General features: G+C 72.8%; 25 protein-coding genes. 15 read left to right on the forward strand and 10 right to left on the reverse strand.

The features are described from left to right. Positions 1-66: 66 nt before the first annotated feature. From ACH4ZX_RS23990 to ACH4ZX_RS24015, 6 genes are read left to right on the forward strand one after another with little or no spacing between them, the layout of a single operon-like run. On the forward strand, positions 67-1,689 hold the full coding sequence (locus tag ACH4ZX_RS23990) for an ATP-binding protein (protein ID WP_398276213.1): 1,623 nt from the start codon (positions 67-69) through the stop codon (positions 1,687-1,689). Next, positions 1,686-2,093 carry a roadblock/LC7 domain-containing protein gene (locus tag ACH4ZX_RS23995; RefSeq protein ID WP_324784447.1) on the forward strand — a complete coding sequence of 136 codons (408 nt, stop codon included), beginning with the start codon at positions 1,686-1,688 and terminating at the stop codon, positions 2,091-2,093. The genes ACH4ZX_RS23990 and ACH4ZX_RS23995 overlap by 4 nt, the downstream gene beginning before the upstream one ends. Beyond that, positions 2,090-2,437 (forward strand): DUF742 domain-containing protein, encoded by a 348-nt coding sequence (locus ACH4ZX_RS24000; RefSeq protein WP_324784446.1) that lies wholly within the window; start codon positions 2,090-2,092, stop codon positions 2,435-2,437. Before ACH4ZX_RS23995 ends, ACH4ZX_RS24000 begins: the two co-directional genes overlap by 4 nt. Continuing rightward, positions 2,418-3,044 (forward strand): GTP-binding protein, encoded by a 627-nt coding sequence (locus tag ACH4ZX_RS24005; RefSeq protein WP_398276217.1) that lies wholly within the window; start codon positions 2,418-2,420, stop codon positions 3,042-3,044. Before ACH4ZX_RS24000 ends, ACH4ZX_RS24005 begins: the two co-directional genes overlap by 20 nt. After that, complete coding sequence (locus ACH4ZX_RS24010; RefSeq protein WP_398276220.1) at positions 3,041-4,258, forward strand: cytochrome P450; 1,218 nt, start codon at positions 3,041-3,043, stop codon at positions 4,256-4,258. The genes ACH4ZX_RS24005 and ACH4ZX_RS24010 overlap by 4 nt, the downstream gene beginning before the upstream one ends. Before the next feature lie 2 nt (positions 4,259-4,260). Further along, a complete protein-coding gene (locus tag ACH4ZX_RS24015) occupies positions 4,261-5,487 on the forward strand; it encodes a cytochrome P450 (RefSeq protein WP_398276223.1) in 1,227 nt (408 codons plus the stop codon). A 13-nt stretch (positions 5,488-5,500) separates the two neighbouring features. On the opposite strand, the gene ACH4ZX_RS24020 is transcribed toward ACH4ZX_RS24015, so the two are convergent. The 3 genes from ACH4ZX_RS24020 to ACH4ZX_RS24030 are packed head-to-tail and all read right to left on the reverse strand — an operon-like array spanning position 5,501 to position 9,238. After that, positions 5,501-5,938, reverse strand: coding sequence for an NUDIX hydrolase (locus ACH4ZX_RS24020; RefSeq protein ID WP_398276512.1), 438 nt, complete (start codon positions 5,936-5,938; stop codon positions 5,501-5,503). A gap of 38 nt (positions 5,939-5,976) precedes the next feature. Continuing rightward, positions 5,977-7,026, reverse strand: coding sequence for a CHAD domain-containing protein (locus ACH4ZX_RS24025; RefSeq protein WP_398276226.1), 1,050 nt, complete (start codon positions 7,024-7,026; stop codon positions 5,977-5,979). Then, positions 7,007-9,238, reverse strand: coding sequence for an RNA degradosome polyphosphate kinase (locus tag ACH4ZX_RS24030; protein ID WP_398276229.1), 2,232 nt, complete (start codon positions 9,236-9,238; stop codon positions 7,007-7,009). The genes ACH4ZX_RS24025 and ACH4ZX_RS24030 overlap by 20 nt, the downstream gene beginning before the upstream one ends. A gap of 420 nt (positions 9,239-9,658) precedes the next feature. On the opposite strand from ACH4ZX_RS24030, the gene ACH4ZX_RS24035 reads away from it, so the two are divergent. After that, positions 9,659-10,858 (forward strand): RNA-guided endonuclease InsQ/TnpB family protein, encoded by a 1,200-nt coding sequence (locus ACH4ZX_RS24035; protein WP_398276232.1) that lies wholly within the window; start codon positions 9,659-9,661, stop codon positions 10,856-10,858. Positions 10,859-10,892: 34 nt separating this feature from the next. On the opposite strand, the gene mshD is transcribed toward ACH4ZX_RS24035, so the two are convergent. Then, entirely contained in the window at positions 10,893-11,819 is a 927-nt protein-coding gene (mshD, locus tag ACH4ZX_RS24040; RefSeq protein WP_398276235.1) for a mycothiol synthase, read from the reverse strand. A gap of 181 nt (positions 11,820-12,000) precedes the next feature. Between mshD and ACH4ZX_RS24045 the strand changes: the two genes are divergently transcribed. The 5 genes from ACH4ZX_RS24045 (at position 12,001) to ACH4ZX_RS24065 (ending at position 17,088) form a co-directional block, all read left to right on the forward strand. Next, complete coding sequence (locus ACH4ZX_RS24045) at positions 12,001-13,800, forward strand: bifunctional metallophosphatase/5'-nucleotidase (protein WP_398276238.1); 1,800 nt, start codon at positions 12,001-12,003, stop codon at positions 13,798-13,800. 475 nt (positions 13,801-14,275) lie between these two features. Then, positions 14,276-14,401, forward strand: coding sequence for a hypothetical protein (locus ACH4ZX_RS24050; RefSeq protein ID WP_398276241.1), 126 nt, complete (start codon positions 14,276-14,278; stop codon positions 14,399-14,401). 107 nt (positions 14,402-14,508) lie between these two features. Then, the gene (locus ACH4ZX_RS24055; protein ID WP_398276244.1) at positions 14,509-16,302 is read left to right on the forward strand and encodes an ABC transporter ATP-binding protein; all 1,794 of its coding nucleotides are present in this window, start codon (positions 14,509-14,511) and stop codon (positions 16,300-16,302) included. A 103-nt stretch (positions 16,303-16,405) separates the two neighbouring features. Further along, the gene (locus ACH4ZX_RS24060) at positions 16,406-16,693 is read left to right on the forward strand and encodes a hypothetical protein (RefSeq protein WP_398276247.1); all 288 of its coding nucleotides are present in this window, start codon (positions 16,406-16,408) and stop codon (positions 16,691-16,693) included. After that, the gene (locus ACH4ZX_RS24065) at positions 16,690-17,088 is read left to right on the forward strand and encodes a hypothetical protein (RefSeq protein WP_398276250.1); all 399 of its coding nucleotides are present in this window, start codon (positions 16,690-16,692) and stop codon (positions 17,086-17,088) included. The genes ACH4ZX_RS24060 and ACH4ZX_RS24065 overlap by 4 nt, the downstream gene beginning before the upstream one ends. A gap of 81 nt (positions 17,089-17,169) precedes the next feature. Here the strand turns inward: ACH4ZX_RS24065 and ACH4ZX_RS24070 are convergent, their stop codons facing one another. The 6 genes from ACH4ZX_RS24070 to ACH4ZX_RS24095 all read right to left on the reverse strand — a co-directional run bounded on the left by ACH4ZX_RS24070 (position 17,170) and on the right by ACH4ZX_RS24095 (position 22,924). Next, the gene (locus ACH4ZX_RS24070; protein ID WP_398276253.1) at positions 17,170-18,615 is read right to left on the reverse strand and encodes an ATP-binding protein; all 1,446 of its coding nucleotides are present in this window, start codon (positions 18,613-18,615) and stop codon (positions 17,170-17,172) included. After that, positions 18,612-19,349: a response regulator transcription factor gene (locus ACH4ZX_RS24075; protein WP_398276256.1), complete on the reverse strand. Its 738-nt coding sequence runs from the start codon at positions 19,347-19,349 to the stop codon at positions 18,612-18,614. The genes ACH4ZX_RS24070 and ACH4ZX_RS24075 overlap by 4 nt, the downstream gene beginning before the upstream one ends. A 120-nt stretch (positions 19,350-19,469) precedes the next feature. Continuing rightward, the gene (locus ACH4ZX_RS24080) at positions 19,470-19,652 is read right to left on the reverse strand and encodes a hypothetical protein (protein WP_398276259.1); all 183 of its coding nucleotides are present in this window, start codon (positions 19,650-19,652) and stop codon (positions 19,470-19,472) included. Positions 19,653-19,697: 45 nt separating this feature from the next. Then, positions 19,698-20,876 carry a S1C family serine protease gene (locus ACH4ZX_RS24085; RefSeq protein WP_398276262.1) on the reverse strand — a complete coding sequence of 393 codons (1,179 nt, stop codon included), beginning with the start codon at positions 20,874-20,876 and terminating at the stop codon, positions 19,698-19,700. A 129-nt stretch (positions 20,877-21,005) separates the two neighbouring features. After that, on the reverse strand, positions 21,006-22,028 hold the full coding sequence (locus tag ACH4ZX_RS24090; RefSeq protein ID WP_398276265.1) for a LacI family DNA-binding transcriptional regulator: 1,023 nt from the start codon (positions 22,026-22,028) through the stop codon (positions 21,006-21,008). Positions 22,029-22,144: 116 nt separating this feature from the next. After that, positions 22,145-22,924 carry a winged-helix domain-containing protein gene (locus ACH4ZX_RS24095; protein WP_398276268.1) on the reverse strand — a complete coding sequence of 260 codons (780 nt, stop codon included), beginning with the start codon at positions 22,922-22,924 and terminating at the stop codon, positions 22,145-22,147. A gap of 179 nt (positions 22,925-23,103) precedes the next feature. Between ACH4ZX_RS24095 and ACH4ZX_RS24100 the strand changes: the two genes are divergently transcribed. Genes ACH4ZX_RS24100 through ACH4ZX_RS24110 form a run of 3 tightly spaced genes read left to right on the forward strand, consistent with a single transcriptional unit; the run spans position 23,104 to position 25,532 of the window. Further along, a complete protein-coding gene (locus tag ACH4ZX_RS24100; RefSeq protein ID WP_398276271.1) occupies positions 23,104-23,940 on the forward strand; it encodes an alpha/beta hydrolase in 837 nt (278 codons plus the stop codon). 36 nt (positions 23,941-23,976) lie between these two features. Beyond that, positions 23,977-24,231, forward strand: a complete 255-nt coding sequence (locus ACH4ZX_RS24105; protein ID WP_324784429.1) for a MoaD/ThiS family protein — start codon at positions 23,977-23,979, stop codon at positions 24,229-24,231. Between the two features lie 2 nt (positions 24,232-24,233). Then, positions 24,234-25,532 carry a hypothetical protein gene (locus ACH4ZX_RS24110; RefSeq protein ID WP_398276274.1) on the forward strand — a complete coding sequence of 433 codons (1,299 nt, stop codon included), beginning with the start codon at positions 24,234-24,236 and terminating at the stop codon, positions 25,530-25,532. The last annotated feature ends 26 nt before the right edge of the window (positions 25,533-25,558 follow it).

The following is a 25,558-nucleotide window of genomic DNA, read 5'->3' on the forward strand; positions in this document are numbered from 1 at the left end:
TCTCCAATTCCCTTTCATGGACGATACGAGGGCCGCGCCCGCAGCGGCCGCCCGAGGACCTGATTGATGACCGCGCCCGCCGCCCCCAGCGCCCCGTCCCCCCGGCGCACCGTCCTTCCCGTCACCCTGCTCACCGCGGCCGTGGCCGCCGCTGCCGTCGGCTGGGCCGTCTCCGCGGCGCCCTCCTCCGTGCGGGTGCCCCTCGGCTGGTGCTCGGCGGTCGCCGCGGTGGTGCTGTGCGCGGCGGTGGCCGTCGCCGCGCGTGAGCGGCAGGCGGCCCGGGCGGCCCGTGCCCGGCTGCGGGCGATGGACTCCGAACGGGACCGCGCCGCCCAGGAGCAGGAACGTCTCGCCGCCCGGTGGCGCCAGGAACAGCAACGGCTCGTCGACGCGACGGCCGCCGAACGTGCCCGTCTGCGGGAGGAGTTCGCCCGGGAGCGGGCGCACCTGGCGCAGCAGAACGACGCCGAGCGCGCCCGGCTGGCGGAGGAGGCGCGCCGGCTCTCCGCACGGCTGGACCGTGCCGTCGCCGAGCGTGCCGCGGCGATCTCCGCGACCGCCAACACGGCGGCCCGGATGCAGGCGCTGGCCACCGGCATGCTCGCCGACCTGCGCGCCATGGAGGAGCGGCACAGCGACGAGGACGTGCTGACCGACCTGCTGCACCTGGACCACCGCACCGCGCAGGCGGGCCGGCTCGCCGACTCGATCGCCGTGCTCACGGGCGCGCGTACCGGCCGGCGCTGGGCGCGACCCATCCGCATGGAGTCCATCCTGCGCGGCGCGATGGGCCGGATCAGCGGCTACCAGCGCATCCGGCTGCACTCCGCGAGCGACGCGGCGGTCGCCGGTCACGCGGCGGAGGGCGTCATGCACGCCCTGGCCGAACTGCTGGACAACGCCGCCAACTTCTCGCCGCCGAACGCCGAGGTCCACGTCTACGTCGAGGAGGTCCCGGCGGGCGTCATCGTCTCCGTCGAGGACAGCGGGCTCGTCATGAGCGACGTCCAGCTGCGCAGGGCGGAGCACGCCGTGTCCGGCGACTCGGCCGACCTCGGCGGACTCACGGGCACCCGTCTGGGCCTCGCGGTCGTCGGCCGCCTGTCGCGCAAGTACGGCCTCAAGGTGTCCTTCCGGCCGTCCGCCCGTGGCGGCACCGGTGTGCTGATGCTCGTTCCGCAGGAGATCCTCACCAACGCCGCCGTCGAGCCGCGGCCCGCCCCGGCGGAGCGCCCGGCCGCCGTGCCCCCGCGCACCGCGCGGCAGCCGCTCGCCCACTCCGCCGCCGCCGACGCCCCGGCCACGGCCCCGGCCCGCACCCCCGCCGCTTCCGTCTCCGCTCCCGTCTCCGCTCCGGTCCACGAGACCCCGGACCCGACGGGGGACGAGCCCCCCGTGGAGCTGCCCAAGCGGCGCCGCGGGCGCACCCTCGCCGCCGCCGAACGCGCGCGGTCGGCGTCCCGCTCCGTCGAACGGCCCGCGGGCGCCGCCGAGGACATCAGGACCAGGGCCGCCCGGTTCGGCGACTTCCGCCAGGCCGTACGCGCGGCCGGTCCGGAGGCCACCGCCGGCCCGAACGCGGGCCGGCCGCACCCCGACGCCCCGGCCATGCCGTCCGCATCCGCCGAGACGGCGTCCGACAGACCGTTCCACTCGCATGCGCACCCGGAAGGCGACACCACCTCATGACCGGCACGACCACCGCGGACGAGAAGCTCACATGGCTCATCGAGGGGCTCCTGGAACGCACCCCCGGCGCACGGCACGCGCTCGTGCTGTCCCGTGACGGGCTGAAGCTGTGCCGCACCCCGGAGCTGACGGTCGACCAGGCCGACCAGCTCGCCGCCATCGCGGCCGGGATCCAGTCCCTCTCGCACGGCGCCTCGGTCGAGTTCGGCGACGGCAGCGGAGGCGTGCGCACGTCGATGACCGAGTTCTACGGCGGGACGCTCTTCATCGTCGAGGCCGGTGAAGGCGCGCACCTCGCGGTGGTCACCACCGAGGAGGCCGACCCCGGACTGGTCGGGCACAACATGAGCGAGCTGGTGGAACAACTCGGTGAGCACCTGACGGCTCAGCCCCGAAGCTCATGAGCCGGCCCGGCAGGGACGACGCCCCCGACCGGCTGTACACCATCACCCAGGGACGCAGCCGGTCCGGGCCGGACAGTCCGTTCGACCTGGTCACCCTGGTGGTGGCCGAGTGCGATCCCACCCCCGGGATGCAGTCGGAGCACGCGGCGATCCTTCGGATGGCGCAGGCCCCCACCGCCGTGGTGGAGATCTCCGCGGAGCTCAGGCTCCCGGTGAGCATCACCAAGATCCTGTTGTCCGACCTTCTCGCCGCAGGCCGTGTCAGCGCTCGCCATCCCCGCAGGTCGGTCCTGCCCGACCCCGACATTCTGGAACAGGTGCTCGTTGGACTCCGCAATCTCTGACGCGCGCACCCCCTTGGGTGCCACCGCCGACAACGGCCTCAAGATCGTGGTTGTCGGCGGCTTCGGCGTCGGTAAGACGACCATGGTCCGCTCGGTCAGCGAGATCCGTCCCCTCAACACCGAGGAGACGATGACCCGTGCGGGTGAGGCGGTGGACGACACCAGCGGGGTGCACGCGAAGACTTCGACCACCGTCGCCTTCGACTTCGGCCGCATCAGCCTGGACGCGCGCAACGTGCTGTACCTGTTCGGCGCGCCGGGCCAGGAGCGCTTCTGGTTCCTGTGGGACCGGCTGTTCTCCGGCACCCTCGGCGCGGTCGTGCTGGTCGACACCCGCCGGATCGACGACTCCTGGTACGCGATCGACCGCCTCGAGGCGCACGGCACGCCGTTCATCGTGGCCTGCAACGACTTCGGCGGCCCCGCCCACCGGCACGAGGCCGTCCGGGACGCGCTCGACCTCGACCCGCACGTGCCGCTGGTCGACTGCGACGCCCGCTCCCGCGAGTCCAGCAAACAGGTCCTCATCACCCTGGTCCAGCACATCAAGAACCAGTACGCCGGGCAGACGATCCGGCCTGTCGCGTCCCCCCGGGAGTTCGCTTGACCACCGACGCCATACCCCTCACCGGTTCCCGCTTCCTGTCCGAACCCGCGAGGCTCTACCGGGAGATGAGGCGCGATCACGGTTCCGTCACCCGGGTGCTGCTGGACGGCGGGGTGCCGGCGTGGCTGGTGCTCGGCTACCGCGAACTGCACCAGGTGACCGGCGACCCGGTCCTCTTCAGCCGCGACTCCGACCTGTGGAACCAGTGGGACGTCATCCCCGGTGACTGGCCCCTGCTGCCGATGATCGGCCGCAAGCAGCCGTCCATCCTCTACACGGTCGGTGAGCGCCACCGTCAGCGCTCCGGCATGATCAGCGACGCGCTGGAGGCGATCGACCCGTTCGAACTGCGCCGTCACGCCGAGCGGTTCGCCGACGAGCTGATCGACGCCGTGTGCACCCGGGGCGAGGCGGACCTGATCGGCCAGTACGCGATGCTGCTGCCGGTGCGGGTCTTGGCGCGGCTGTACGGCTTCTCCGACGAGGAGGGGCCGGGGCTGGTCACCGCGCTCAACGACATGGTCGACGGCCAGGAGCGCGCCCTGGCCGGCCAGAGCCATCTGGTGACGTCGATGACGAGGCTGGTGGCCGAGCGGAGCGCCGCGCCGGGCGACGACGTCGTCTCGCGGATGCTGGCGGACCGCGGCGGCTTCACCGAGGAGGAGATCATGCAGGACCTCATGGTGATGCTGGCCGCCGGTCACCAGCCGACCGCCGACTGGATCGGCAACTCGCTGCGCCTGATGCTCACCGACGACCGGTTCGCGGCGTCCCTGTTCGGCGGCCGCCACAGTGTCGCCGAGGCGATGAACGAGGTGCTCTGGGAGGACACGCCGACCCAGAACGTGGCCGGCCGGTGGGCGTCCCGCGACACCCATCTCGGCGGGCGCCACATCCGGGCCGGCGACCTGCTGCTGCTCGGTCTGCAGGCCGCCAACTCGGACCCGCAGGTGCGCACCGACGGCGCCTCGCTCACCGGTGGCAACAACGCGCACTTCTCCTTCGGGCACGGCGAGCACCGCTGCCCGTTCCCGGCTCAGGAGATCGCCGAGGTGATCGCGCGGACCAGCATCGAGGTCGTCCTGGACCGCCTGCCCGACATGGATCTGTCGGTGCCGGCCGACGCGCTGACGCGCCGTCCCTCGCCCTGGCTGCGCGGGCTTACGGAACTGCCCGTGCGGTTCACACCCACCCCTGCTCTCGGAGGCAACTGACCGTGACTTCCCTCACCGAAGAAGTACGCATCGCGCTGGATCCTTTAGTCGGCGACCTGGACGGCGAGAGCGCGAGGCTGCGTGCGGCGGGACCGCTGGCGGCGGTCGAGCTGCCCGGCGGTGTCCCCGTGTGGGCGGTCACCCACCACGCCGAGGCCAAGGCGCTGCTGACGGACTCCCGGCTGGTCAAGGACATCAACGTGTGGGGCGCCTGGCAGCGCGGGGAGATCCCGCCGGACTGGCCGCTGATCGGGCTGGCGAACCCGGGCCGCTCGATGCTGACCGTGGACGGCGCCGACCACCGCCGGATGCGGACGCTGGTGGCCCAGGCCCTGAGCGCGCGCCGGGTGGAGGCCATGCGGGCCCGGGTCACGCAGCTCACCGAGGAGCTGCTGGACGGGATCCCCGCGGACGCCGACGTCGTCGATCTGAAGGCGGTGTTCGCCTACCCGCTGCCGATGCTCGTCGTGGCGGACCTCATGGGCATCGACAAGGCCGTGCTTCCCCGGCTCAAGGTGCTGTTCGAGAAGTTCTTCTCCACCCAGACGCCGCCGCAGGAGGTCGTCGCCACCCTCACCGAGCTGGCCGGCATCATGGGCGAGACCGTCGCGGCGAAGCGGGCGCGGCCCGGCGACGACCTGACCAGCGCGCTCGTCCTCGCCTCCGAGGACGGCGACCGGCTCACCGACGAGGAGATCGTCTCCACGCTGCAGCTCATGGTCGCCGCGGGGCACGAGACCACCATCTCCCTCATCGTCAACGCCGTGGTGAACCTCTCCACCCATCCCGAACAGCGGGCCCTGGTCCTCTCCGGCGAGGTGGACTGGTCGGCGGTGGTCGAGGAGACGCTGCGCTGGTCGACCCCGACCTCGCACGTCCTGATCCGTTTCGCGACCGAGGACGTGCCCGTCGGCGACAAGGTGATCCCCGCGGGGGACGCCTTGATCGTGTCCTACGGCGCGCTGGGCCGTGACGAGCGGGCACACGGTCCGACGGCCGGTGAGTTCGACGTCACCCGGGAGACGGGGACCCGGCACATCTCCTTCGGCCACGGTCCGCACGTGTGCCCCGGCGCGGCCCTGTCCCGGCTGGAGGCGGGCGTGGCGCTGCCCGCGCTGTACGCCCGGTTCCCGCGGCTGGACCTCGCGGTGCCCGCGTCGGCGCTGCGCAACAAGCCGGTGGTGACGCAGAACGACCTCTTCGAGCTGCCGGTCAGGCTGCACGGCTGACCACCGCGCCGTATCAGCTCTCCCCGTGCCGCCCGGGGCCGATGGCCGCGAGCGCCGGAGGTATCAGTTCCCTGTCCCGCTGGTACGTCAGGCGCTCGCGTGCCCGGTCCGGTGACAGCCAGGCGAGTTCGCTCACCTCGTCGTTGGGACTGAAGGCTCCGCCGGTCGACTCCGCGGCCCAGTACACGACCTGCTTCTCCCGGCCCGTGTGATCCACGTAGCGGAGGGCCGGCAGGCCGGGGCCGAGCCGGCAGGTGTGGCCGGTCTCCTCCCGGACTTCGCGCAGGGCGGCCGCGTGGGCCGCCTCGCCCTTCTTGAGCTTCCCCTTGGGCCAGGACCAGTCGGACCACTTGGGTCTGAAGACCAGGGCGAGTTCGACGCCGCCCGCGGGGGAGCGGCGCCACAGGACGCAGCCGGCCGCGAGGACCGGGGTGCCGGGGGTGGGGGCCACCGGGGGTTCACCGCCTTCTTCGGCGTGCTGCGACGGGTTCACGGCGTGCTCACCGCCTGCTTCTGCCAGGACTGCTGGAACGCGAACCGGGCCGCCTCCACCTCGTGCCGCTGGTCGGCGTGCAGCACGCCGAGCGCGTACGCCGTCGCCGGGGCGATGCGCGGGGTGCGGGCCGCCGACGCCGCCGCGGCGGCTGCCTCGGAGGCGTCGCGGTGCCGGTTGAGCGCCTGGCCCGCGGCCAGCAGCCGCACGTCCACGGGGGCGTCCTCGCCGCACAGGACCTCGCGGGCGTAGCGGTGCAGGCGCAGCAGCAGGCGGACCTGGTGCCAGGGCCCGTCCTGCGGGTGCGGGGCCGGGTCCGGGGACAGGCCGTGCACCAGGGCCTCCGCGTTGTACGGGCTGCCCGCGGTGACGAGGGGCAGCGCGGTGACGGCGTCGGCGAGGCGTTCCTCGGCGGCGGCGGCCAGCGGGCCCAGGCCGGTGCCGGCCGCGGCGGGCGTCAGCGGGACCTCGCTGGCCAGTACGGCCACCTTGTCGGCGACCGCGTGGAAGCGGGAGGAGCCGAGGGCCTGCAGGGCGGTGGAGTGGGCCCGGGTCCGGGCGAGGGTCAGCTGGCGTTCGAGCAGGGCGCCCGCCTTGGCGGCGCCCACGGTCAGGTTGCCGCGGCCGGTGTCGGCGCGGGCGGCCCCGGGACCCGCCTGCTGGGCCGGGAACACCGCCGCGCCGGACAGCCTGTGCAGCGCGAGCAGCAGCCGCTCCAGCCGGGCCGCGTAGGCGTGCTCCATCGACAACGTGCCTGACAGCCAGGCGAGTTCGGGACGCAGTCCCTCGGACCAGTCGGCCTCCAGCAGGGGGCGGAAGGTGTGCAGGCTGCCGCTGATGCGGCGGACCGAGCGGCGCAGGGCGCGCGCCGCGTCGGCGGACTCCGCGGTGCCGTTCCCTCCGCCGCCCCCGGCGCCGGTCTCCCGGTGCAGCCTGAGGGCGCGGAGGAACTCGGTGGCCTGGGCCCGCAGATAACCCGCGAGGGTCTCTCCGGTGGCGGAGGGCCCGGCCACGGGGTCCGTCGGGTCAAGGTGTTGCTGTGCCACGCCGGCGCCTCCGGGCGTCTATGAGCATCTCCTGGACGTTGCGCAGGGGTTGGCCTTCCGCGTCGGTGGCGTGCCGGGTCCATTCGCCGTCCGGGCCGAGGTGCCAGGAGGCGGTGGTGTCGGACATGCCGGTCTCCAACAGCCGGTTCAGGGCTGCGCGGTGGGCCGGGTCGGTGACCCTGACCAGGGCCTCGATACGGCGGTCGAGGTTGCGGTGCATCATGTCGGCGCTGCCGATCCACACCTCGGGCTCGCCGCCGTTGCCGAAGGCGAACACGCGGGAGTGCTCGAGGAAGCGGCCGAGCACCGAGCGGACCCGGACGTTCTCCGACAGGCCGGTGACCCCGGGGCGGATGGCGCAGATGCCGCGCACCCAGATGTCGACCGGCACGCCCGCCTGGGACGCGCGGTAGCAGGCGTCGATGAGCGCCTCGTCGACGAGCGAGTTGACCTTGATGCGGACGAAGGCGGGGCGTCCGGCACGGTGGTGCTGGATCTCCTTGTTGACCCGCGATATCAGGCCGTCGCGCAGGGACTTGGGGGCCACCAGCAGCCGCCGGTAGGTCTCGCGGCGCGAGTAGCCGGAGAGCCGGTTGAACAGGTCCGACAGGTCGGCGCCGACCTGCGGGTCGGCCGTCAGCAGGCCGAGGTCCTCGTACAGGCGGGCCGTCTTCGGGTGGTAGTTGCCGGTGCCGACGTGGCTGTAGCGGCGCAGCGTCTCGCCTTCCTGGCGGACCACCAGCGACAGCTTGCAGTGCGTCTTCAGGCCGACGAGGCCGTACACGACGTGGCAGCCGGCCTCCTCCAGCTTGCGCGCCCACTTGATGTTGGCGTGCTCGTCGAAGCGGGCCTTGATCTCGACCAGGACGAGGACCTGCTTGCCGGACTCGGCGGCGTCGATGAGCGCGTCGACGATCGGGGAGTCGCCCGAGGTCCGGTACAGGGTCTGCTTGATGGCGAGGACGTCCGGGTCGTTGGCCGCCTGCTCCAGGAACGCCTGCACCGACGTGGAGAAGGAGTCGTACGGGTGGTGCAGCAGTACGTCCCGGCTGCGCAGGGCGGCGAAGATGTCGGGCGCGGACGCCGACTCGACCTCGGCGAGGTCGCGGTGGACGCCGGCGACGAACTTCGGGTACTTCAGCTCGGGCCGGTCCAGGCCGTGTATGCGGAAGAGGCCGGTGAGGTCCAGGGGGCCGGGCAGCGGGTAGACCTCGGCCTCGGAGATCTTCAGCTCGCGCACCAGCAGGTCGAGCACCTCGCGGTCGATGGACTCCTCGACCTCCAGCCGCACCGGAGGCCCGAAGCGGCGCCGCATGAGCTCCTTCTCCAGGGCCTGGAGCAGGTTCTCGGCGTCGTCCTCCTCGACTTCGAGGTCCTCGTTGCGGGTGAGCCGGAAGGCGTGGTGCTCCAGCACCTCCATGCCCGGGAACAGCTCCTCCAGGTGGGCGGCGATGACGTCCTCGAGGGGGACGTAGCGGCCGGGGGAGCTCTCCAGGAAGCGGGACAGCAGCGGCGGCACCTTGACGCGGGCGAAGTGCCGGTGGCCGGTGACCGGGTTGCGCACCACGACGGCCAGGTTCAGGGACAGGCCGGAGATGTACGGGAAGGGGTGCGCCGGGTCGACCGCGAGCGGGGTGAGGACCGGGAAGATCTGGTGCCGGAACAGCGTGAACAGCCGCGCCTGCTCCTTCTCGGTCAGCTCGCTCCAGCGGACCAGGTGGATGCCCTCCTCCGCGAGGGCGGGGGCGACGTCCTCGTGGTAGCAGGCGGCGTGCCGGGCCATGAGCTCGCGGGAGCGGGCCCAGATCATCTCCAGCACTCCGCGGGGCTGCAGGCCGGAGGCGGAGCGGGTGGCGACGCCCGTGGCGATGCGGCGCTTGAGTCCGGCCACCCGGACCATGAAGAACTCGTCCAGGTTGCTGGCGAAGATCGCGAGGAAGTTCGCGCGTTCGAGCAGGGGCGTGTTCGGGTCCTCGGCGAGTTCCAGGACCCGTTCGTTGAAGGCGAGCCAGCTGCGCTCCCGGTCGAGGAAGCGGCCCTGCGGCAGCTGGGGGCCCTCGTGCGGCGCCTCCTCGTAGGAGTCGAGGTCGGCGTCGATGTCGGGTTCCAGGTCGGAGACGGTCGCGGACACCGTGTGCGGGCGGTGCGCGGCGATGGAGCCCACGGAGGGCTGGGGGTGCTGTACCTGTGCCTGGGCGTTTGGCTGGCTCATGAACCCATTCTTCCGCGCCGGAGGTGTCACGGGCGCGTCGGAAGCGGCGGGCGGGAGCTTGGCTTCGAAGAAGTGGGCGTCCCCGTTCCCCGCGGCCCCCTCGGGGGGTGGCGAAGGGTCTGGCGCGGCGGGCGTCATTGGCCGAGCGTCGCAAGCCTGTCTGAACCGATGGTTACGGGGACATGGCGTTCGGGATATCGGGGGGCGGCTCCCGGCCGCCGCCCCCCCCGGCGGGGTGTGGGTCAGGCCGTGCGGCGGCGCGGCAGGCGGAAGGCGGACGCGGTGGCGAGGGCGGTGATCGTGAGGAGGATGCCGGTCTCCACCAGGTTCATGGGCCAGTAGTGCGAGGCGGGGTGGTAGGTGGCGTGAGGGCCGGAGGCGTCAGCGTTCGTTGCCGGTCGCAGGGCGTTGCGTGGGACCTTGACGGGTAGCTGGGGGCGGGCCGGACACGTTACGCCCCGGACCGCCGCCCGCACTGCCCTGCTCGCCGAGTGGGACCGCTGCCGGTGGGTCTGGAACGAGTGCGTGGCCAGGTCCCGCGCCGTGCACGCCCGCAACCGGGAGCGCCCCGAGGACAGGCTGACGTGCGGCCCGGCCCAGCTCGACAAGATGCTGACCGAGGCCCGCGCCCGCACGCCGTGGCTGCGGGAAGGCGCGTCGGTCCCGCAGCAGCAGACCGTCCGGGACTTCGCCGAGGCCCGCTCCAAGGCGCTCAAGGACATCGAGAAGCGGCTGCCGATACAACAGCGCGCCGGCCTGCCCAAGGCGAAGAAGAAGCGGGAAGCGTCGCCCACGCTGAACTGCACCACGCGCGGCTTCCGGTTGAAGGACGGCCGTCTGCACCTGGCGGGCGGCATCGTCCTGACGGTGGTGTGGTCGCGCGACCTGCCGTCCGTACCCTCGTCGGTGCGCGTGTACCGGGACAGCCTCGGCCACTGGTACGCCTCGTTCGTCGTCGCCACCGAAGTCCGACCGCTGCCCGCCACGGGCGCCGTGCTCGGCGTGGACTGGGGCGTCAAGGAGACCGCCACCACCACATCCGACGCCCACGATCTGCCCCACGCCCAGCACGGCAAGGCCGCGGCGCAGAAGCAGGCCCGCTGTCAGCGGATGATGGCCCGCCGTAAGCCCGCCCGCGGCCAGGCCGCGTCCAAGGGCTACCGCGAGGCACGGCGGCAGACGGCGAAGCTGCACAAGAAGGTGGCCCGGCAGCGGCAGGACACCGCCCGCAAGTGGGCCAAGCGTGTCGTTCGCGACCACGACGCGATCGCCGTCGAGGACTTTCGCCCGAAATTCCTCAGCCGGACGACCATGGCCCGGAAAGCCGCCGACGCGGCGATCGGCGCGACCAGGCAGGCCCTGATCGAGATGGGCCGCAAGCACAGGCGGGACGTCCGCCTCGTCCACCCCGCGCACACCACCATGGACTGCGCGTCGTGCGGAGCGAGAACCAAGCACGCACTTCCTCTTTCGGAACGCACCTCCACCTGCACCGCATGCGGAGCCGTCTCCCCCAGGGACAAGAACTCCGCACGCGTGGTGCTCGTCCGGGCTGGTCTCGACCCGGCTGGTGCCGAGGGCGTAAGACCTCCGGGAGCGCCGCTCCCGGAGGCGGCCTGAGCCAGGAATCCCTCCCTCCAGGGAGGGGAGGATGTCAAGTCTCCGTGCGGTACATCAGGTCCGTCTCGTGGGTCACGAACCCCAGCCCCTCGTACACGGCGACGGCCGCCTTGTTGTCGGCGTCGACGTACAGCATCGCCGTGGGCAGTTCCTGGGCCCGCAGGTGGCGCAGGCCGATCGTCGTCAGGGCCTTGCCCAGGCCGCCGCCCTGGGACCCGGGCCGCACCCCGAGCACGTACACCTCTCCCAGCTGCTCGGTGGCGTGGACCTTCGTCCAGTGGAAGCCGACGAGTTCGTCGCCGCGGAAGGCGAGGAAGAAGCCGGCCGGGTCGAACCACGGCTCGGCCTTGCGGTCGTCGAGGTCGCGCTGGGTCAGGGAGCCCTGCTCGGGATGGTGGGCGAACGCGGCGGCGTTCACCGCGAGCCAGGCCGCGTCGTCCCGGCCGGGCACGAAGGTCCGCACGGTCACGCCCTCGGGCAGTACCGGCTCGGGCAGTTCCAGGTCCGTCAACGGGCGCCGCATCTGCCGCAGTTCGCGGAACAGCGTGAGCCCCAGCACCTGCGCCAGGTGCCGGGCCGCGGTGTGGCCGCCGTGCGCCCACACCCGCAGCCGCTTGCCGGAGGCGGCGAGCAGCGCCGATCCCAGCGCCCGCCCGTGCCCCTGCCCCCGGTGCGCGGGGTGCACGACCAGCTCGGCGGCCGGCGCCTCCACCGGGTCGGTGTCCTCCAGCTGGGCGTAGCCGACGAGTTCGTCGCCGACCGTGAGCAGCAGATGGGACACGCCCTGGCGCTCGCCGCCCCGCAGCTGCAACCGGCCCTGTTCGGACACCGCCTGGTGCCCGTCGTGCCGGGCGGCCTCCGCCAGCAGCCCGAGCACGGCCTCGGTCCGGTCCGGGGTGAGCGCGGTCATGGTCTCGATCGAACGGGTGCCGTCCGGGCGCGCGGTGTCGTCGCTGGTCATGCGTACGAGGGTAAGGGGAGGACCCGGCGGAGCGGAGGTACGCGCACAACGGAACGCAAAGGCAAAGCGCGGGGCAAAGGGAAACCAGGATGTAACCAGGAACCCCCTGTCGCGCTACGCGCGTTGACTCTAGGCTGCGCCCCGACGGGGTCACCACCTCAGCAGAACGACAGGGGGGCGTATGCCAGCCAACTCCCAGCCGTACCAGCGCCGCAGACGGACGTACCGTCTGCTGGCCGCAGCCGCGGGTCTCGCGACCGCCGGCGCGCTGGTCGCCGCGCTTCCGGCCGAGGCGCACGACACGAAGCACGGCGGCCATCACCCGAGCCGCTACCAGGACGTGCAGCTGCTGTCCTTCAACGACCTGCACGGCAACCTGGAGCCGCCGTCCGGTTCCTCCGGCCGGGTGACCGAACTGCAGCCGGACGGCACGACGAAGACGATCGACGCGGGCGGCGTGGAGTACCTGGCCACGCACCTGCGCCAGGCCCGGGAGGGCAAGCCCTACTCCATCACCGCGGCCGGCGGCGACATGGTCGGCGCGTCCCCGCTGATCTCGGGCCTGTTCCACGACGAGCCCACCATCGAGGCGCTCAACAAGCTGGACCTGGACGTCACGTCCGTCGGCAACCACGAATTCGACGAGGGTCCCAAGGAACTGGCGCGCCTTCAGAACGGCGGCTGCCACCCCACCGACGGCTGCTACACGGACCAGGAGTTCGAGGGCGCCGACTTCCCGTACCTGGCCGCCAACGTCCTGAACGAGAAGACCCACCGGCCGATCCTGAAGCCGTACTGGGTCTGGAAGAAGAAGGACGTCAAGATCGGCTTCATCGGCGTGACCCTGGAGGGCACTCCGGGCATCGTCTCCGCGGACGGCGTCAAGGGCCTGCAGTTCAAGGACGAGGTCGAGACGATCAACAAGTACGCGCGCGTGCTCCAGGCGCAGGGCGTGCAGTCGATCGTCGCGCTGATCCACGAGGGCGGCGCGCCGGCCTCGTCGTCGTACAACTACGACTGCGACTCCCCGGGCGCCGGTGACGGCATCTCCGGGCCGATCGTCGACATCGCCAAGAACATCACGCCGGCGGTGGACGCGCTGGTGACGGGCCACACCCACACCTCGTACGTCTGCACGATCGACGACCCGGCGGGCAACCCCCGCATGGTCACCTCGGCCTCGTCCTTCGGGCGGCTCTACACGGACACCACGCTCACCTACGACCGCTACACCGGCGACATCGCCCGCACGGCGGTCACGTCGGCGAACCACGTGGTCAGCCGGGACGTGCCCAAGGCGGCCGACATGACCGAGCTGATCGGCAAGTGGAACACCCTCGCCGCCCCGATCGGCAACCGCCCCATCGGCTACATCTCCGCCGACATCCCCAACACCGGCACCGAGTCCCCGATGGGCGACCTGATCGCCGACGCCCAGCTCGCCTACGGCAAGCAGCTCGACCCGGAGACGGACCTCGCGCTGATGAACCCGGGCGGCGTCCGGGCCGGGCTCACCTACGCGGCCAAGGCCGCCGAGGGCGACGGCGTGGTGACCTACGCCGAGGGCTTCACGGTGCAGCCGTTCGCCAACACCGTGAACCTCCAGGACTTCACCGGCGCGCAGCTGATCCAGGTGCTCAAGGAGCAGGTCAGCGGCTCGAACACGGCGTCCCCGAAGATCCTCCAGCCCTCGTCGGGCCTGACGTACACGCTGGACCTGACGAAGACCGGGGCCGACCGTGTGGTCACCGACTCGATCCGCCTGAACGGCGCCGCGATCGACCCCGCGGCCACCTACCGCGTCGCCACCAACAGCTTCCTCGCGGGCGGCGGCGACGGCTTCACCACGCTGGGCCTGGGCACGAACGACCTGGTCGGCACCGACGACCTGGCGGCCCTGGCGCAGTACCTGACGGCCAACTCCTCGGCGGCGAACCCGATCGCCCCGCCGGCCGCGAACCGCATCACGATCACCAAGTAGCCCGCTCCCGAGCGGCACCGCCCCGAACCCCGTCCCGGCACCGCTGGGGCGGGGTTCGGCGTTTCCGCCCGTCACCGGGAGGCCGGTCGTCGCCATAAGGCCTGTGTGAATTCGCGATCGGTTCCGCGCTCTGCCTGAGAGTTTCATTTCTGAGGCAGCTCCTATCGAAACACATTGACCTCTAAGGCGAATTGGCTTTTCCGGCTGCGGAAGTGACGTAGTGTTTTCCGTGTCGAAGCGAACGATGCGAAAGCAAAGGAGAGATTCGATGGGCTTCCACAAGATCGCCCCGGTGAAGCGGACCCGCAAGCCGGTTGCCCCGGCTCCCAAGGTGAAGGCGCCGAAGCGGGTCGCGCCGAAGCGCCGTCCGGTCGCCCACAAGGGCTGACCGTCAGTTCACTGACGTAAATCACAGGCAATTGCAGCAGATCGGGAGACGAACTGTTGCAGAACCGCAGCACGGAGGGAAACAGACATGAGCTTCCACAAGATCGTCCCCATGAAGAAGGCCGCCAAGCCCGCCCCCGCACCGAAGAGGAAGGCCCCGAAGAAGGCCGCGCCGGCCGCGCCGAAGCGCCGCCCGGTCGCCCACCAGGGCTGACGCACGCCACGAGGCGGGGCCACCGGCAGCGAGCACCGCTCGCCCGGCGGCCCCGCCTCGGCCATGCCCGGCAGCAGGGCCGGGGGACCGAAGAGGAGACGCTGACCATGAGGGACGTCCGTGCGGCCTTCCGCCGCTTCTGGCCGCTGACCCGCGGCGACCGCGGGTGGCCGGCGGTGATCGTCGGCTGCGTGGTGGCGAGCGCGCTGGCCGAGACCGCCTCGATCCTGCTGTTCGCGCGGCTCACCGACACCGCCCTGCAGGCCGGTTCGCTCTCCGCCTTCTGGGGCCCGGCCGCGGCCTGGCTGGGCGCCGCCGTGCTCGGCGCGTTCGTCGGCTACCTCGGCAACTCGCTGGCCGCCTGGACCGCCGAGAGATTCGTCCTGCGCCTGCGGGCGAAGGTCTTCCGGCACGTTCAGGACCTGCCCCCGCACTTCTTCCAGCAGCACCGGCACGGCGACCTGGTGGAGCGGCTGACCGGCGACGTCGAGGCCATCGAGCAACTGGTCGTCTCGGGAGTCGTCGGCACGGTCTCCGCCGCCTTCTCCGCCGTCTTCTACGCCTGCGCCGCCCTGTACCTGCGCTGGGACCTGGCCCTGGCCACCTTCGTCCTGGCGCCCCTGTTCCTGCTCGCCGCCCGCCGCTTCTCCGGCCGGATCAGGGCCGCCTCCCAGGACGAGCGCGTCGCCGACGGCGCCATCACCTCCGTGGTGGAGGAGTCCCTCGGCAACATCGTCCTCACCCAGGCCTACAACCGCCGCCGCGACGAGGAACGGCGACTGGACCGGGAGGCCCGCGCCTGGATGCGGGCGAGCGTGCGCGGGGCCCGGCTGAGCGAGATGTACGAGCAGTTCGTCGAGGTCGTCGAGACGCTGTGCGTGCTGGCGGTGATCGGCCTCGGGGTGTGGGAGATCTCCGCTGACCGGCTGACGCTGGGCCGGCTGCTGGCCTTCGCCGCCTTCATCGGCTACCTCTACCCGCCGGTCCGCAGCCTCGGCCGGCTCGGCCTCACCCTCACCGCCGCCACCGCGGGCGCCCAGCGCCTGAACGAGATCCTGGACGCCCGTCCGGCCGTCACCGACCCGGCCGCACCCGTCGCACGGTGGCCCGTGCACGGCCGGGTCGAGCTCCACCACGTCTCCTTCCGCTACCCGCACTCCCGCCGCGCCTCGCTGCGCGACGTGAGCCTCACCGCCGGACCCGGCGAACTCGTCATCGTCACCGGCCCGAGCGGCGCCGGGAAGTCGACCCTGGCCAAGCTGCTGACCCGCTTCTACGACCCCGCGCAGGGCGTGATCACCCTGGACGGCGTCCCGCTGCCCGACCTGGGCCTGGAGTTCCTGCGCGAGAACGTGGCGCTGCTGCCCCAGGAGACGCTGATCCTCAACGGCACCATCCGCGAGAACATCGCCTGCGGCCGCCCCGGCGCGAGCGACCGGGAGATCGAGCGCGCGGCCATGGACGCGGCGGCGCACCCCTTCGTCACCGCCCTGCCCGACGGCTACGACACCCCCATCGCGCCCGGCACGGCCGCCCTCTCCGGCGGGCAGCTCCAGCGCATCGCCATCGCCCGCGCGATGCTGCGCGGCGCGCCCGTCCTCGTCCTGGACGAACCGACGGCCGGCCTGGACGCGGTGGCCGCCCGCCAGGTGGTGCAGCCGCTGCGCAGGCTGATGGCGGGCCGCACCACGATCATGATCACGCACGATCTGAGCCTGGCGCCGGACGCCGACCGGATCCTGGTCGTCGACCGCGGCCGGCTGGTGGAGGCGGGCACCCACGAGGAACTCCTCGCGCGGCGGGGCGCCTACGCGGCGCTCGCCGAGCCGCTGCCGGACGCCGTGGCCGCCGCGTCCGCCGTGCCGCCGGCCGCGGACGACACCATGATCCTCCGCTGGTAGCACACGGGCCGCAGCCCGGTCCCCGCACGGGGGTGGGGACACGGTCGGGTGAATCGGCGGAGGAGGCGGTTCGGCAATGCTGTGGCATGACTATGGTGGGACTATGGCTGACACCACGACCATTCAGGTGTCCCGGCAGGCCCGGGACCATCTCGCGCAGGTGGCCAAGGAGCGGGGGATGACCTTGGGCCGGCTCGTCGAGGACTTGGCGGCTCAACAGCTCACGGCCGAACAGATCGCCGAGCGCGTCGCCGCTACGCGACAGGTGCTGCGCGAGCGCATGGGCTGCACGCTCACGGATGAGGAGCTCGATCGGGGGCCGGACGTTCTGGCCAACGTGTACGCGATGGCCGCCGAGAAGATGCACGCCCTGCGGGACAGCGCCGCGTGATCGTTCTTGACACCAGCGCAGTGGTCGCGCTCGCACGGGGGCACCGGGCACTCCATCATCTCGCCGACAACATGGCACATACGCCAGGAGACTGGCTGCACGTCCCGGCGTTGTGCTTGATGTACGCGGAGTCGCAGGAGAAGGGCATCGCAAGCGATGTTCTCGCGTTGCCCGGCGTCCTGGTCGATCCCCTCACCCAGACGGCGGCGGCCACGGCCGGAGCGATGCACAGGGACGGCTGGGGCGGCCCGGATGTCTGCCACACCCTGTACGTCGCGACACCGCACCAGGAGACGGGCGGCATGTCGATCATCCTGACCGGCCGGGAGAACGACTACCCGCCGGGCATCCTCACCGTCGACATCGACTCCCCTGGCATGCTCGGCTTCCACTGAACCGCGGACCGGGCGGGTCACCGCGCGATGTCGCCCCACCAGCCCTCGCTTCCGCGCGTCGGCCCACGCGCGGAGTGGACCCTAGGCGGCCTCGGGCGGAGCCGTCGGCGCGCCCGGCAGCCGCACCGTCGCCACCGTGCCGCCGCCGTCCGCGCGGGCCAGGGTGACCTCGCCGCCCGCCTGGTGGACCGTGCGGGCGACGATCGACAGGCCGAGGCCCGAGCCGGGCAGCGCGCGGGCGCTCGGGGAGCGCCAGAAGCGGTCGAAGACGTGCGGGAGTTCGTCCTCCGGGATGCCGGGACCGTGGTCGCGGACGGTCAGCACGCCGTCGCCGAGCCGCACGTCGACCGTGCCGCCCTCGGGGCTGAACTTCACCGCGTTGTCGAGGACGTTGACGACCGCCCGCTCCAGGGCGGACGGCTCCGCCCGGACGTACCAGGGCTGGAGGTCGGCGGTGATGGACAGCTCGGGCCCACGCAGCCGGGCCCGGCGCAGCGCCGCCTCGACGGTGTCCTGCAGCGAGACGACCTGCACCCGCTCCCCCCGCTGCCCTTCCGACCGCGACAGTTCCTGCAAGTCGCCGATCAGGGAAGCCAGTTCGGTCATCTGCGCCTTCACCGAGGCGAGCAGCGCCTTGCGGTCCGCCTCCGGGAGGGGCCGGCCCGTCTCCTCGCTGCGGGTGAGCAGCTCGATGTTGGTGCGCAGCGAGGTGAGCGGGGTGCGCAGTTCGTGGCCGGCGTCCGCGATGAGCTGCTGCTGGAGGTCGCGGGAGCTGGCCAGCGAGGAGGTCATGGAGTTGAACGAGCGGGACAGCCGGGCGATCTCGTCCTCGCTGTCGTCCTCCACCGGGATGCGGACCGTCAGGTCCTCGGTGCGGGCGACGTGTTCGACGGCCTCGGTGAGCCTGTCGACGGGCCGCAGCCCCGCCCGCGCGACCGCGAGCCCGGCCGCCCCGGCGCCGAGCACGCCGACGCCGGAGACGAGCAGGAGGATCAGGGCGAGGTCGTTGAGGGTGTTCCGGGTGCTCTTGAGGGGGACGGCGACGACGAACCCGACGCTGGGCCCCGTCTCCCCGTCGGCGGTCCTGGTGGCGCCCAGCGGGCGGACCATCACGCGCACCGCGTTGCCGTCCTCGTCGGTGCCGTCGCGGAAGTAGACCCGGCCGATGTCCGCGTTCTTGATCTGCTCCTTGTCGGCCTGGGTGACCTTGACGGCCCCGGTGGAGTCGTCGGTGACGCAGACCTTCCCGCTCTCCGTGACCACCTGGGAGTAGTTGCTGCGGAAGAAGCCGTTGCCCTGCGGGGTGGTGGAGCAGTTGTTGAGGGCCAGCTCGGCCTGCGTGATCTGCTGCGGCCCCCGCATGCCCCGCTGAAGGTCCTGGTTGAGCTGCTCGTACAGCTTGCCCTGCACGATGAACCAGCAGGTCACCGACACCGCCGCCACCGCGAACGCCACCGCCGCCGCGACCAGCAGCGCCAGCCGGGAGCGGATCGGCAGGGACCGGAACCGGCGTACCACCTTGCTCACTCCGCCCCGCCCTGCCGCAGCACGTACCCCACCCCGCGCACCGTGTGGACGAGCCGCGGCTCGCCGCCCGCCTCGGTCTTGCGGCGCAGGTACATGACGTAGACGTCCAGCGAGTTGGAGCTCGGCTCGAAGTCGAAGCCCCACACCGCCTTCAGGATCTGCTCGCGGGTGAGCACCTGGCGCGGGTGCGCCATGAACATCTCCAGCAGGGTGAACTCGGTGCGGGTCAGCTCCACCGGCCGCCCGCCCCGGGTGACCTCCCGGGTGGCGAGATCCATCCGCAGGTCGGCGAAGGCCAGCGCCTCGTCGTCCTGGCCGCCGCCGGCAGCCGCGGCGGCGGCGTAGGAGCTGCGCCGCAGCAGGGCGCGGACGCGGGCGAACAGCTCGTCCAGCTCGAACGGCTTGACCAGGTAGTCGTCGGCCCCGGCGTCCAGCCCGGTCACCCGGTCGCCCACGGTGTCCCGGGCGGTCAGCATCAGGATCGGCGTGGTGTCGCCCGCGCCGCGGATGCGCCGGGCGGCGGTGAGGCCGTCCATGCGGGGCATCTGGATGTCCAGCACGATCAGGTCGGGCCGGCAGGCCGTGGCCTTCTCCAGCGCGTCGGCGCCGTCCACGGCGACCTCGGTGCCGTACCCCTCGAAGGCGAGGCTGCGCTGGAGTGCTTCGCGCACCGCCGGCTCGTCGTCGACGATCAGGATGCGCTGGGGGTCACGGTCGCCATCGGCGGGGCTCATGGGCTCGGATTCCTCGGGTGCGGTGGAGCGACGGGGTCTGGACGCCTTCAGCGTCGCATGCTTCCCGGCCGGCGCGGAAAGGGCGGAGCGCAGGTGGAGCGCGGTGGAGCGCGGCCGGGATCAGCCGCGGGCGCCGCTGCGGCGACGGCCGCGCACGGCGCCGGCGCGGCGGCCGGCGGCGGGCACGGCGGCCACCTCGGGCGCCCGGACCGCCGGCGCGTGGAGGTCGTATGCCACCTCGAGGGCCAGGGTGAAGTCGGCGGCGCCGGTGCCGGCGCCCGGGTGCGGAACCTGCTTGATCATGACGTGCTCCCTCACTACGGACGGTGTCAGCCGCTGCGAGCGGTGTCAGTCGGAGCCGCCGGCCCGCAGCGTGGCCAGGTCGGACTTGACGGTGTTGACCGGGATGGCGAAGCCGAGGCCGACGCTGCCGACGCTTGACGAGGACGACTCGGAACCGGCCGAGTACATCGCGGAGTTGATGCCGACGATGGTGCCGTTCATGTCGATCAGGGCGCCGCCGGAGTTGCCGGGGTTCAGCGAGGCGTCCGTCTGGATCGCCTTGTACGTCGTCGTGGACGAGCCGGTGTCGCCGTTGAACTGCCGACCCCCGAACTCGAACGGCCACTGCCCGTTGCCGCCGCCCTGGCTCTGGCCCTCGTCGGTGGAGACGGTCACGTCACGGTTCAGGGCCGAGACGATGCCGCTGGTGACGGTGCCGGTCAGGCCCTCGGGGGAGCCGATCGCCACGACCGTGTCGCCGACGCTGACGCCGCTCGAGTCGCCCAGGGTGGCCGCCTTGAGGCCGGAGGCGCCCTGCAGTTTGATCAGGGCGAGGTCCTTCTTGCTGTCGGTGCCGACGACCCGCGCGGTGTAGGACGTGCCGTCGCTGGTCTTGACCTTGATCGAGGAGGCGCCGGAGACGACGTGGTTGTTGGTGAGGATCTCGCCGTCGCCGGTGATGATCACGCCGGAGCCGGTCGACTGCCCGGAGCCCGAGGTGGCGTTGATCTCGACGATGCTCGGGCTGACCGCGGCGGCGATCGCGGCGATGTCGCCCTTCTTGGCGGCGGGCACCACGCTGGTGCTGGTGGTGGCGGCGACGGTGTCGTTGCCGGTCAGTTCCTGGATCCCGTAGGCGGTGCCGCCGCCGATGGCCGCGGCGACGATCGCCACGGCGGCCAGCAGGGCGACCGGCCCCCGGGTCCGCCGCCTCTTCGGCTCGGGCTCGGGCGCGGCGGGCGCGGCGGGCGAGGCAGGTGCCGGGTGCGCCGCGTGTGCCGCGTGTGCCGCGTGCGCCGCGTGCGCGCCCGGTCCGGCCGGGGGAGCGGCGAGCAGGGCGGTGCCGCCCCCGGTGCCACCGCCGCCGGTGCCGTCGCCGCCGTACGAGCCGCCGGCCGGCGACTGCGCCGGCGGGGGCGGCCACTCGGGGTTCACGGGCGAGGAGGCGTGCTGCTGGGGGTACGCGTGCCGTTCGCCCTGGTACGGGTCGTCGTACTCGCCGCTGCGGCGGATGCTCTCGGTCATGGAACGAGCTTGGCGCTCCACCATGAGAGCTCCCTGAGCGTCCGCTGAGAAGCCCGGCAGAACCTCGTAGGCCCGATATAAAGACGCTTCTCGCGGCCTCGCGGACTCCCTCAGGAGGGTCTCAGAAAGTCACGCGCAGCCGCAGGACCGCCGCACGACCAGCCGCGACGGGAACACCTTCAGCCGCTCGCGCCGCGACCCCGCGACCCGCAGCCCGTCGTCCAGCACCAGGTCCACGGCGGCCCGGGCCATCGCCGAGCGGTCCGACGCGACCGTGGTCAGGGGCGGGTCGGCGAGCGCCGCCTCCTTGATGTCGTCGAAGCCGGCCACCGCCAGCTCGCCCGGCACGTCGATGCGCAGCTCGCGCGCCGCGCGCAGCACGCCGATCGCCTGGTCGTCGGTGGAGCAGAAGACCGCGGGCGGGCGCCGGGGCCCGGAGAGGATGTCCAGGGCGATCCGGTAGGCGTCGTAGCGGTTGTACGGCGCCTCGAACAGGCGGCCCTCGGTCTCCACGCCCGCCTCCTGCATCGCGCGCCGCCAGCCCTCGACGTGGTCGGAGACGGGGTCGCCGACCGCGGGCGTCTCGGCCGTGCCGCCGACGCACGCCACGTAGTCGTAGCCGTGTTCCAGCAGGTGGCTCACGGCGAGCTGGGCGCCGCCCAGGTCGTCGGTCACGACGGCGACGTCGTCGATGGCCTCGGGCCGCTCGTGCAGCAGGACCACCCGGGCGTCCCACGCCTCGATCTCGGCGGCGGCCAGGTCGTTGAGCGCGTGGCTGACCAGGATCAGGCCGGAGACCCGCATCCCGAGGAACGCCCGCAGGTAGTGGACCTCGCGCTCGCTGACGTAGTCGGTGTTGCCGACGAGGACCATCTTCCCGCGCTCGGAGGCGGCCTGCTCGACCGCGTGCGCCATCTCCCCGAAGAAGGGCTGGCGCGCGTCCGGGATGATCAGCCCTATGAGGTCGGTGCGCCGGGACGCCATCGCCTGGGCGACCCGGTCGGGCCGGTAGCCCAGCTCCTTGATCGCGGCGAGGACGCGCTCGCGCGTGGCCGGGGCGACCGGCCGGGGTCCGTTGTTGATGACATAGCTGACGACGGCAGTGGACGTCCCTGCCAGCCGTGCTACGTCGTCCCGAGTCACCTTGGCCACTCGCGGAGTCTACGCGGAGAGACCGGGACCGGGCAGGGCGAGAAGGCGCTGGGCCGGGCTGCCCCGGGCCCGTTCGGCGCTTCCGGTGCGGGAGCGCTCCCCTGCCCGGGCGTCCGCTATGCCTCCGCCCGGACCTCGACGGCGTCCAGGGCCGCAGTCTCGTCCGTTTTCTCTGCTTTTGAGCGCTCCGCCCGGGCCTTGCTCTCCTCGCCGGCCCGGTCCCCCTTCTCCGGGGTAACGAATCGATAACCGACGTTCCGGACGGTCCCGATCAGCGACTCGTGCTCGGGTCCGAGCTTGGCGCGCAGGCGCCGTACGTGCACGTCGACCGTGCGGGTGCCGCCGAAGTAGTCGTAGCCCCACACCTCCTGCAGGAGCTGGGCGCGGGTGAAGACGCGGCCCGGGTGCTGGGCGAGGTACTTCAGGAGCTCGAACTCCTTGAAGGTCAGGTCCAGGACCCGGCCCTTGAGCTTGGCGGAGTAGGTCGCCTCGTCGACCGACAGGTCGCCGTTGCGGATCTCCATGGGCGAGTCGTCGTTGACGATCTGCTGGCGGCCCATGGCCAGCCGGAGCCGGGCCTCGACCTCGGCCGGCCCGGCGGTGTCCAGCAGGACGTCGTCGATGCCCCAGTCGGCGGTGACGGCGGCGAGGCCGCCCTCGGTGACCACCAGGACGAGCGGACAGCCCGGCCCGGTGGAGCGCAGCAGCTGGCACAGGCTGCGCACCTGGGGGAGGTCGCGGCGGCCGTCGACGAGGATGACGTCGGCGCCCGGGGTGTCGACGAGCGCGGGTCCCTCCGCCGGAGCGACGCGCACGTTGTGCAGCAGCAGGCCGAGGGCGGGGAGCACCTCCGTCGACGGCTGGAGGGCATTGGTCAGGAGCAGCAGAGAACTCATACGTCTGGTTCCTCCTCGGTCCCTGCGAGGACGTTTGCGGTGCGGAACTGCTCTGCGATCCCGGGGGCCCGTACACCGCGGTCACCTGGGGTTTCCCGCTTCGTATACAACGCTTCCGAAAGCACAAAAGGACCCGGGGGCTACGCTGCCCGAGTCCTCTGTCCAGCAGAATAGCCCACATGAACACCGGTCCGGCAGGTCATGTGGCGCGATCCACCCTTCGTCCGCACTCCGAGACGGGCAGACGGGAACCTTTGCGTACGTTTCTGCGCACGGTCGACGGGGTTGCCGTCGATTCCGTATACGATCCGGCGGCCGTCGTATACGACGCCTCCCGGCCGTCCGCCGGTGACCTGGTGTTCGTGGTGGCGCACGGCTTCACCGGCGGTGTGGACCGGCCGCACGTGCGGCGGGTGGCCGCGGCCCTGGCCCGCCACGGCGCCGTCGTCACCTTCTCCTTCCGCGGCCACGGCGCCTCGGGCGGCCGTTCCACGGTCGGCGACCGCGAGGTGCTCGACCTGGCGGCGGCGGTGGAATGGGCCCGCGAGCTCGGGCACACGCGCGTGGTGACCGTCGGCTTCTCCATGGGCGGCTCGGTGGTGCTGCGGCACGCGGCCCTGCACGGGGGGACCGACGCCGTGGTCTCCGTCAGCGCGCCCGCCCGCTGGTACTACCGGGGCACGGCCCCGATGCGCCGCCTGCACTGGCTGGTGACGCGCCCCGCGGGCCGGCTGGTGGGCCGCTACGGCCTGCGCACCCGCATCCACCACCGTCAGTGGGACCCGGTACCGCTGTCCCCGGTGGAGGCGGCGGCGAAGATCGCCCCGACGCCGCTGCTGATCGTGCACGGCGACCGGGACGGCTACTTCCCCCTCGACCACCCGCGCATGCTGGCCGCGGCCGCCGGCGACCACGCCGAACTCTGGGTGGAGCACGGCATGGGCCACGCCGAGAACGCGGCCGGCGACGAACTGCTGTCCCGCATCGGGGACTGGGCGGTGGCCCGGGCGGGCTAGCCTGAGGTGTCCACAACCGAACTGATTGAGGAACGGATGCCAAAGGTCACGGTGCGCTACTGGGCCGCCGCGAAGGCCGCGGCCGGGGTCGCCGAGGAGCCGTACGACGCGGACACGCTGGCCGAGGCGCTCGACGCCGTGCGCGGGCGACACCCCGGCGAACTCACCCGCGTGCTCCAGCGATGCTCGTTCCTCGTCGACGGTGATCCCGTGGGCACCCGCGGACATGAGACGGTACGGCTGGCCGACGGCGGCACGGTCGAGGTGCTCCCGCCGTTCGCAGGAGGGTGACGATGACCGACCAGCAGCCGTACGACCCCGGGTACCAGGGGTACGACCCGTACCAGCAGTCTCCGCAGCCGCAGCCGCAGGCGTGGCCCGCGCAGCAGGCGTACCAGGACCAGCGGGGCCCGGCCGGGTACGAGGACCCGGACGCCCTGCAGTACACGCAGCAGTGGCAGGGGCAGACCTGGGAGACGCAGTTGCAGCCGCCCGTCGCCGCGGTGGACGCGGCCGAGACGGCGTACCTGCCCCCGCAGGCGCCCGCCGGGTACCCGCCGCACCACCCGGCGCCCCACGACCAGGCCGCCACCGGGTACGGGCATCCGCCGCACCAGGACCCGGCCCAGGCCCACGCCCACGCCCACGCCCAGGCTCACGCCCCGGCCGCGGCCCCGGCGTGGGACCGGCAGCCGCAGCCGCAGCCGCAGCGGCAGCCGCAACCCCAGCCGCAGGCCGTCCAGCCCGCCGGCCACGCCGCCCACGCCGGCCCCGCCGCGCCCGAGCCGGAGGACGGCCCCGCCTACGGTCCCGCCACCCTCGCCGGCAACTCCCGCATCACGGACGCCCAGCGCGCCCGCCTGGAGGGCCGGTCCCCGGTCATCGAGCCCGGCGGGCAGCCGGCCGCGCTGACCGCGCTGCTGGGGCTGCTGCTGTCGGGAACGGCGGCGCTCGGCTCGTACGCCCTCCTCGTCCCGCTCGTCGCCCTGCAGGCCGTCACCGCGGCGGGCTGGTTCCGGCTCAACGGCATGTGGCCGGCCCGGCAGGGCATCGCGCTGGCGTTCCTCGGCGCGCTCGTCGCGGACGCGGCGCTGCTCGCGGCGGGCCGCGAGCACGGCCCGGCCGCGATACTCGGCACCATCGGCGTGTGGGTGCTGCTCTCCCTGGTGCTGCAACTGCGCTCGCACGCGGACCCCGACGAGCGGATGTACGGCCTGATGGCGACCGTCGTCTCGGCGGCGCTGTCCGTCCTCGCGGCCGGTTACCTCGCGGCCGGTGCGGACGCGGTGTCCGTCGGCGCGGTCGCGGTCGCGGTGGCCCTCCTGGCCCGCGCCCTGCCCCTGCCCACGCCGGCGTCGGTGGCCGTCTCGCTGCTGGCGGCGGCGGGCGCGGGCATCGCGGCCGGCGCGATCACGGACCTCGGCGCGAAGGGCGCGCTGCTGGGCGCGGGCGCCGCGGCGTGCGCGCTGATCGGGCACCGGGTGGCGAGCTACGACTACCCGTCGCGCTTCGTCCACTTCACCGCAGGCGTCGCCCTGCCGCTGACGGCGGCGGCGCCGGTGGTGTGGGTGCTCGGGCGGGCGCTGGGGTAAGCGGCGTCCCCTGTGCACCCTCCTGT

The sequence above is a fragment of the Streptomyces sp. NPDC020490 genome (assembly GCF_044335305.1).
GTDB lineage: Bacteria > Actinomycetota > Actinomycetes > Streptomycetales > Streptomycetaceae > Streptomyces.

Bases quoted from the DNA above. Each gene is read 5' to 3' on its own strand.
- mshD (WP_398276235.1), bottom strand. From the start codon at position 11,819: ATGACCAGCGACGACACCGCGCGCCCGGACGGCACCCGTTCGATCGAG.
- ACH4ZX_RS23990 (WP_398276213.1), top strand. From the start codon at position 67: ATGACCGCGCCCGCCGCCCCCAGCGCCCCGTCCCCCCGGCGCACCGTC.
- ACH4ZX_RS24045 (WP_398276238.1), top strand. From the start codon at position 12,001: ATGCCAGCCAACTCCCAGCCGTACCAGCGCCGCAGACGGACGTACCGT.
- ACH4ZX_RS24050 (WP_398276241.1), top strand. From the start codon at position 14,276: ATGAGCTTCCACAAGATCGTCCCCATGAAGAAGGCCGCCAAGCCCGCC.
- ACH4ZX_RS24105 (WP_324784429.1), top strand. From the start codon at position 23,977: ATGCCAAAGGTCACGGTGCGCTACTGGGCCGCCGCGAAGGCCGCGGCC.
- ACH4ZX_RS24030 (WP_398276229.1), bottom strand. From the start codon at position 9,238: ATGAGCCAGCCAAACGCCCAGGCACAGGTACAGCACCCCCAGCCCTCC.
- ACH4ZX_RS24095 (WP_398276268.1), bottom strand. From the start codon at position 22,924: ATGAGTTCTCTGCTGCTCCTGACCAATGCCCTCCAGCCGTCGACGGAG.
- ACH4ZX_RS23995 (WP_324784447.1), top strand. From the start codon at position 1,686: ATGACCGGCACGACCACCGCGGACGAGAAGCTCACATGGCTCATCGAG.
- ACH4ZX_RS24060 (WP_398276247.1), top strand. From the start codon at position 16,406: ATGGCTGACACCACGACCATTCAGGTGTCCCGGCAGGCCCGGGACCAT.
- ACH4ZX_RS24110 (WP_398276274.1), top strand. From the start codon at position 24,234: ATGACCGACCAGCAGCCGTACGACCCCGGGTACCAGGGGTACGACCCG.
- ACH4ZX_RS24075 (WP_398276256.1), bottom strand. From the start codon at position 19,349: ATGAGCCCCGCCGATGGCGACCGTGACCCCCAGCGCATCCTGATCGTC.
- ACH4ZX_RS24085 (WP_398276262.1), bottom strand. From the start codon at position 20,876: ATGACCGAGAGCATCCGCCGCAGCGGCGAGTACGACGACCCGTACCAG.
- ACH4ZX_RS24080 (WP_398276259.1), bottom strand. From the start codon at position 19,652: ATGATCAAGCAGGTTCCGCACCCGGGCGCCGGCACCGGCGCCGCCGAC.
- ACH4ZX_RS24100 (WP_398276271.1), top strand. From the start codon at position 23,104: ATGAACACCGGTCCGGCAGGTCATGTGGCGCGATCCACCCTTCGTCCG.
- ACH4ZX_RS24000 (WP_324784446.1), top strand. From the start codon at position 2,090: ATGAGCCGGCCCGGCAGGGACGACGCCCCCGACCGGCTGTACACCATC.
- ACH4ZX_RS24055 (WP_398276244.1), top strand. From the start codon at position 14,509: ATGAGGGACGTCCGTGCGGCCTTCCGCCGCTTCTGGCCGCTGACCCGC.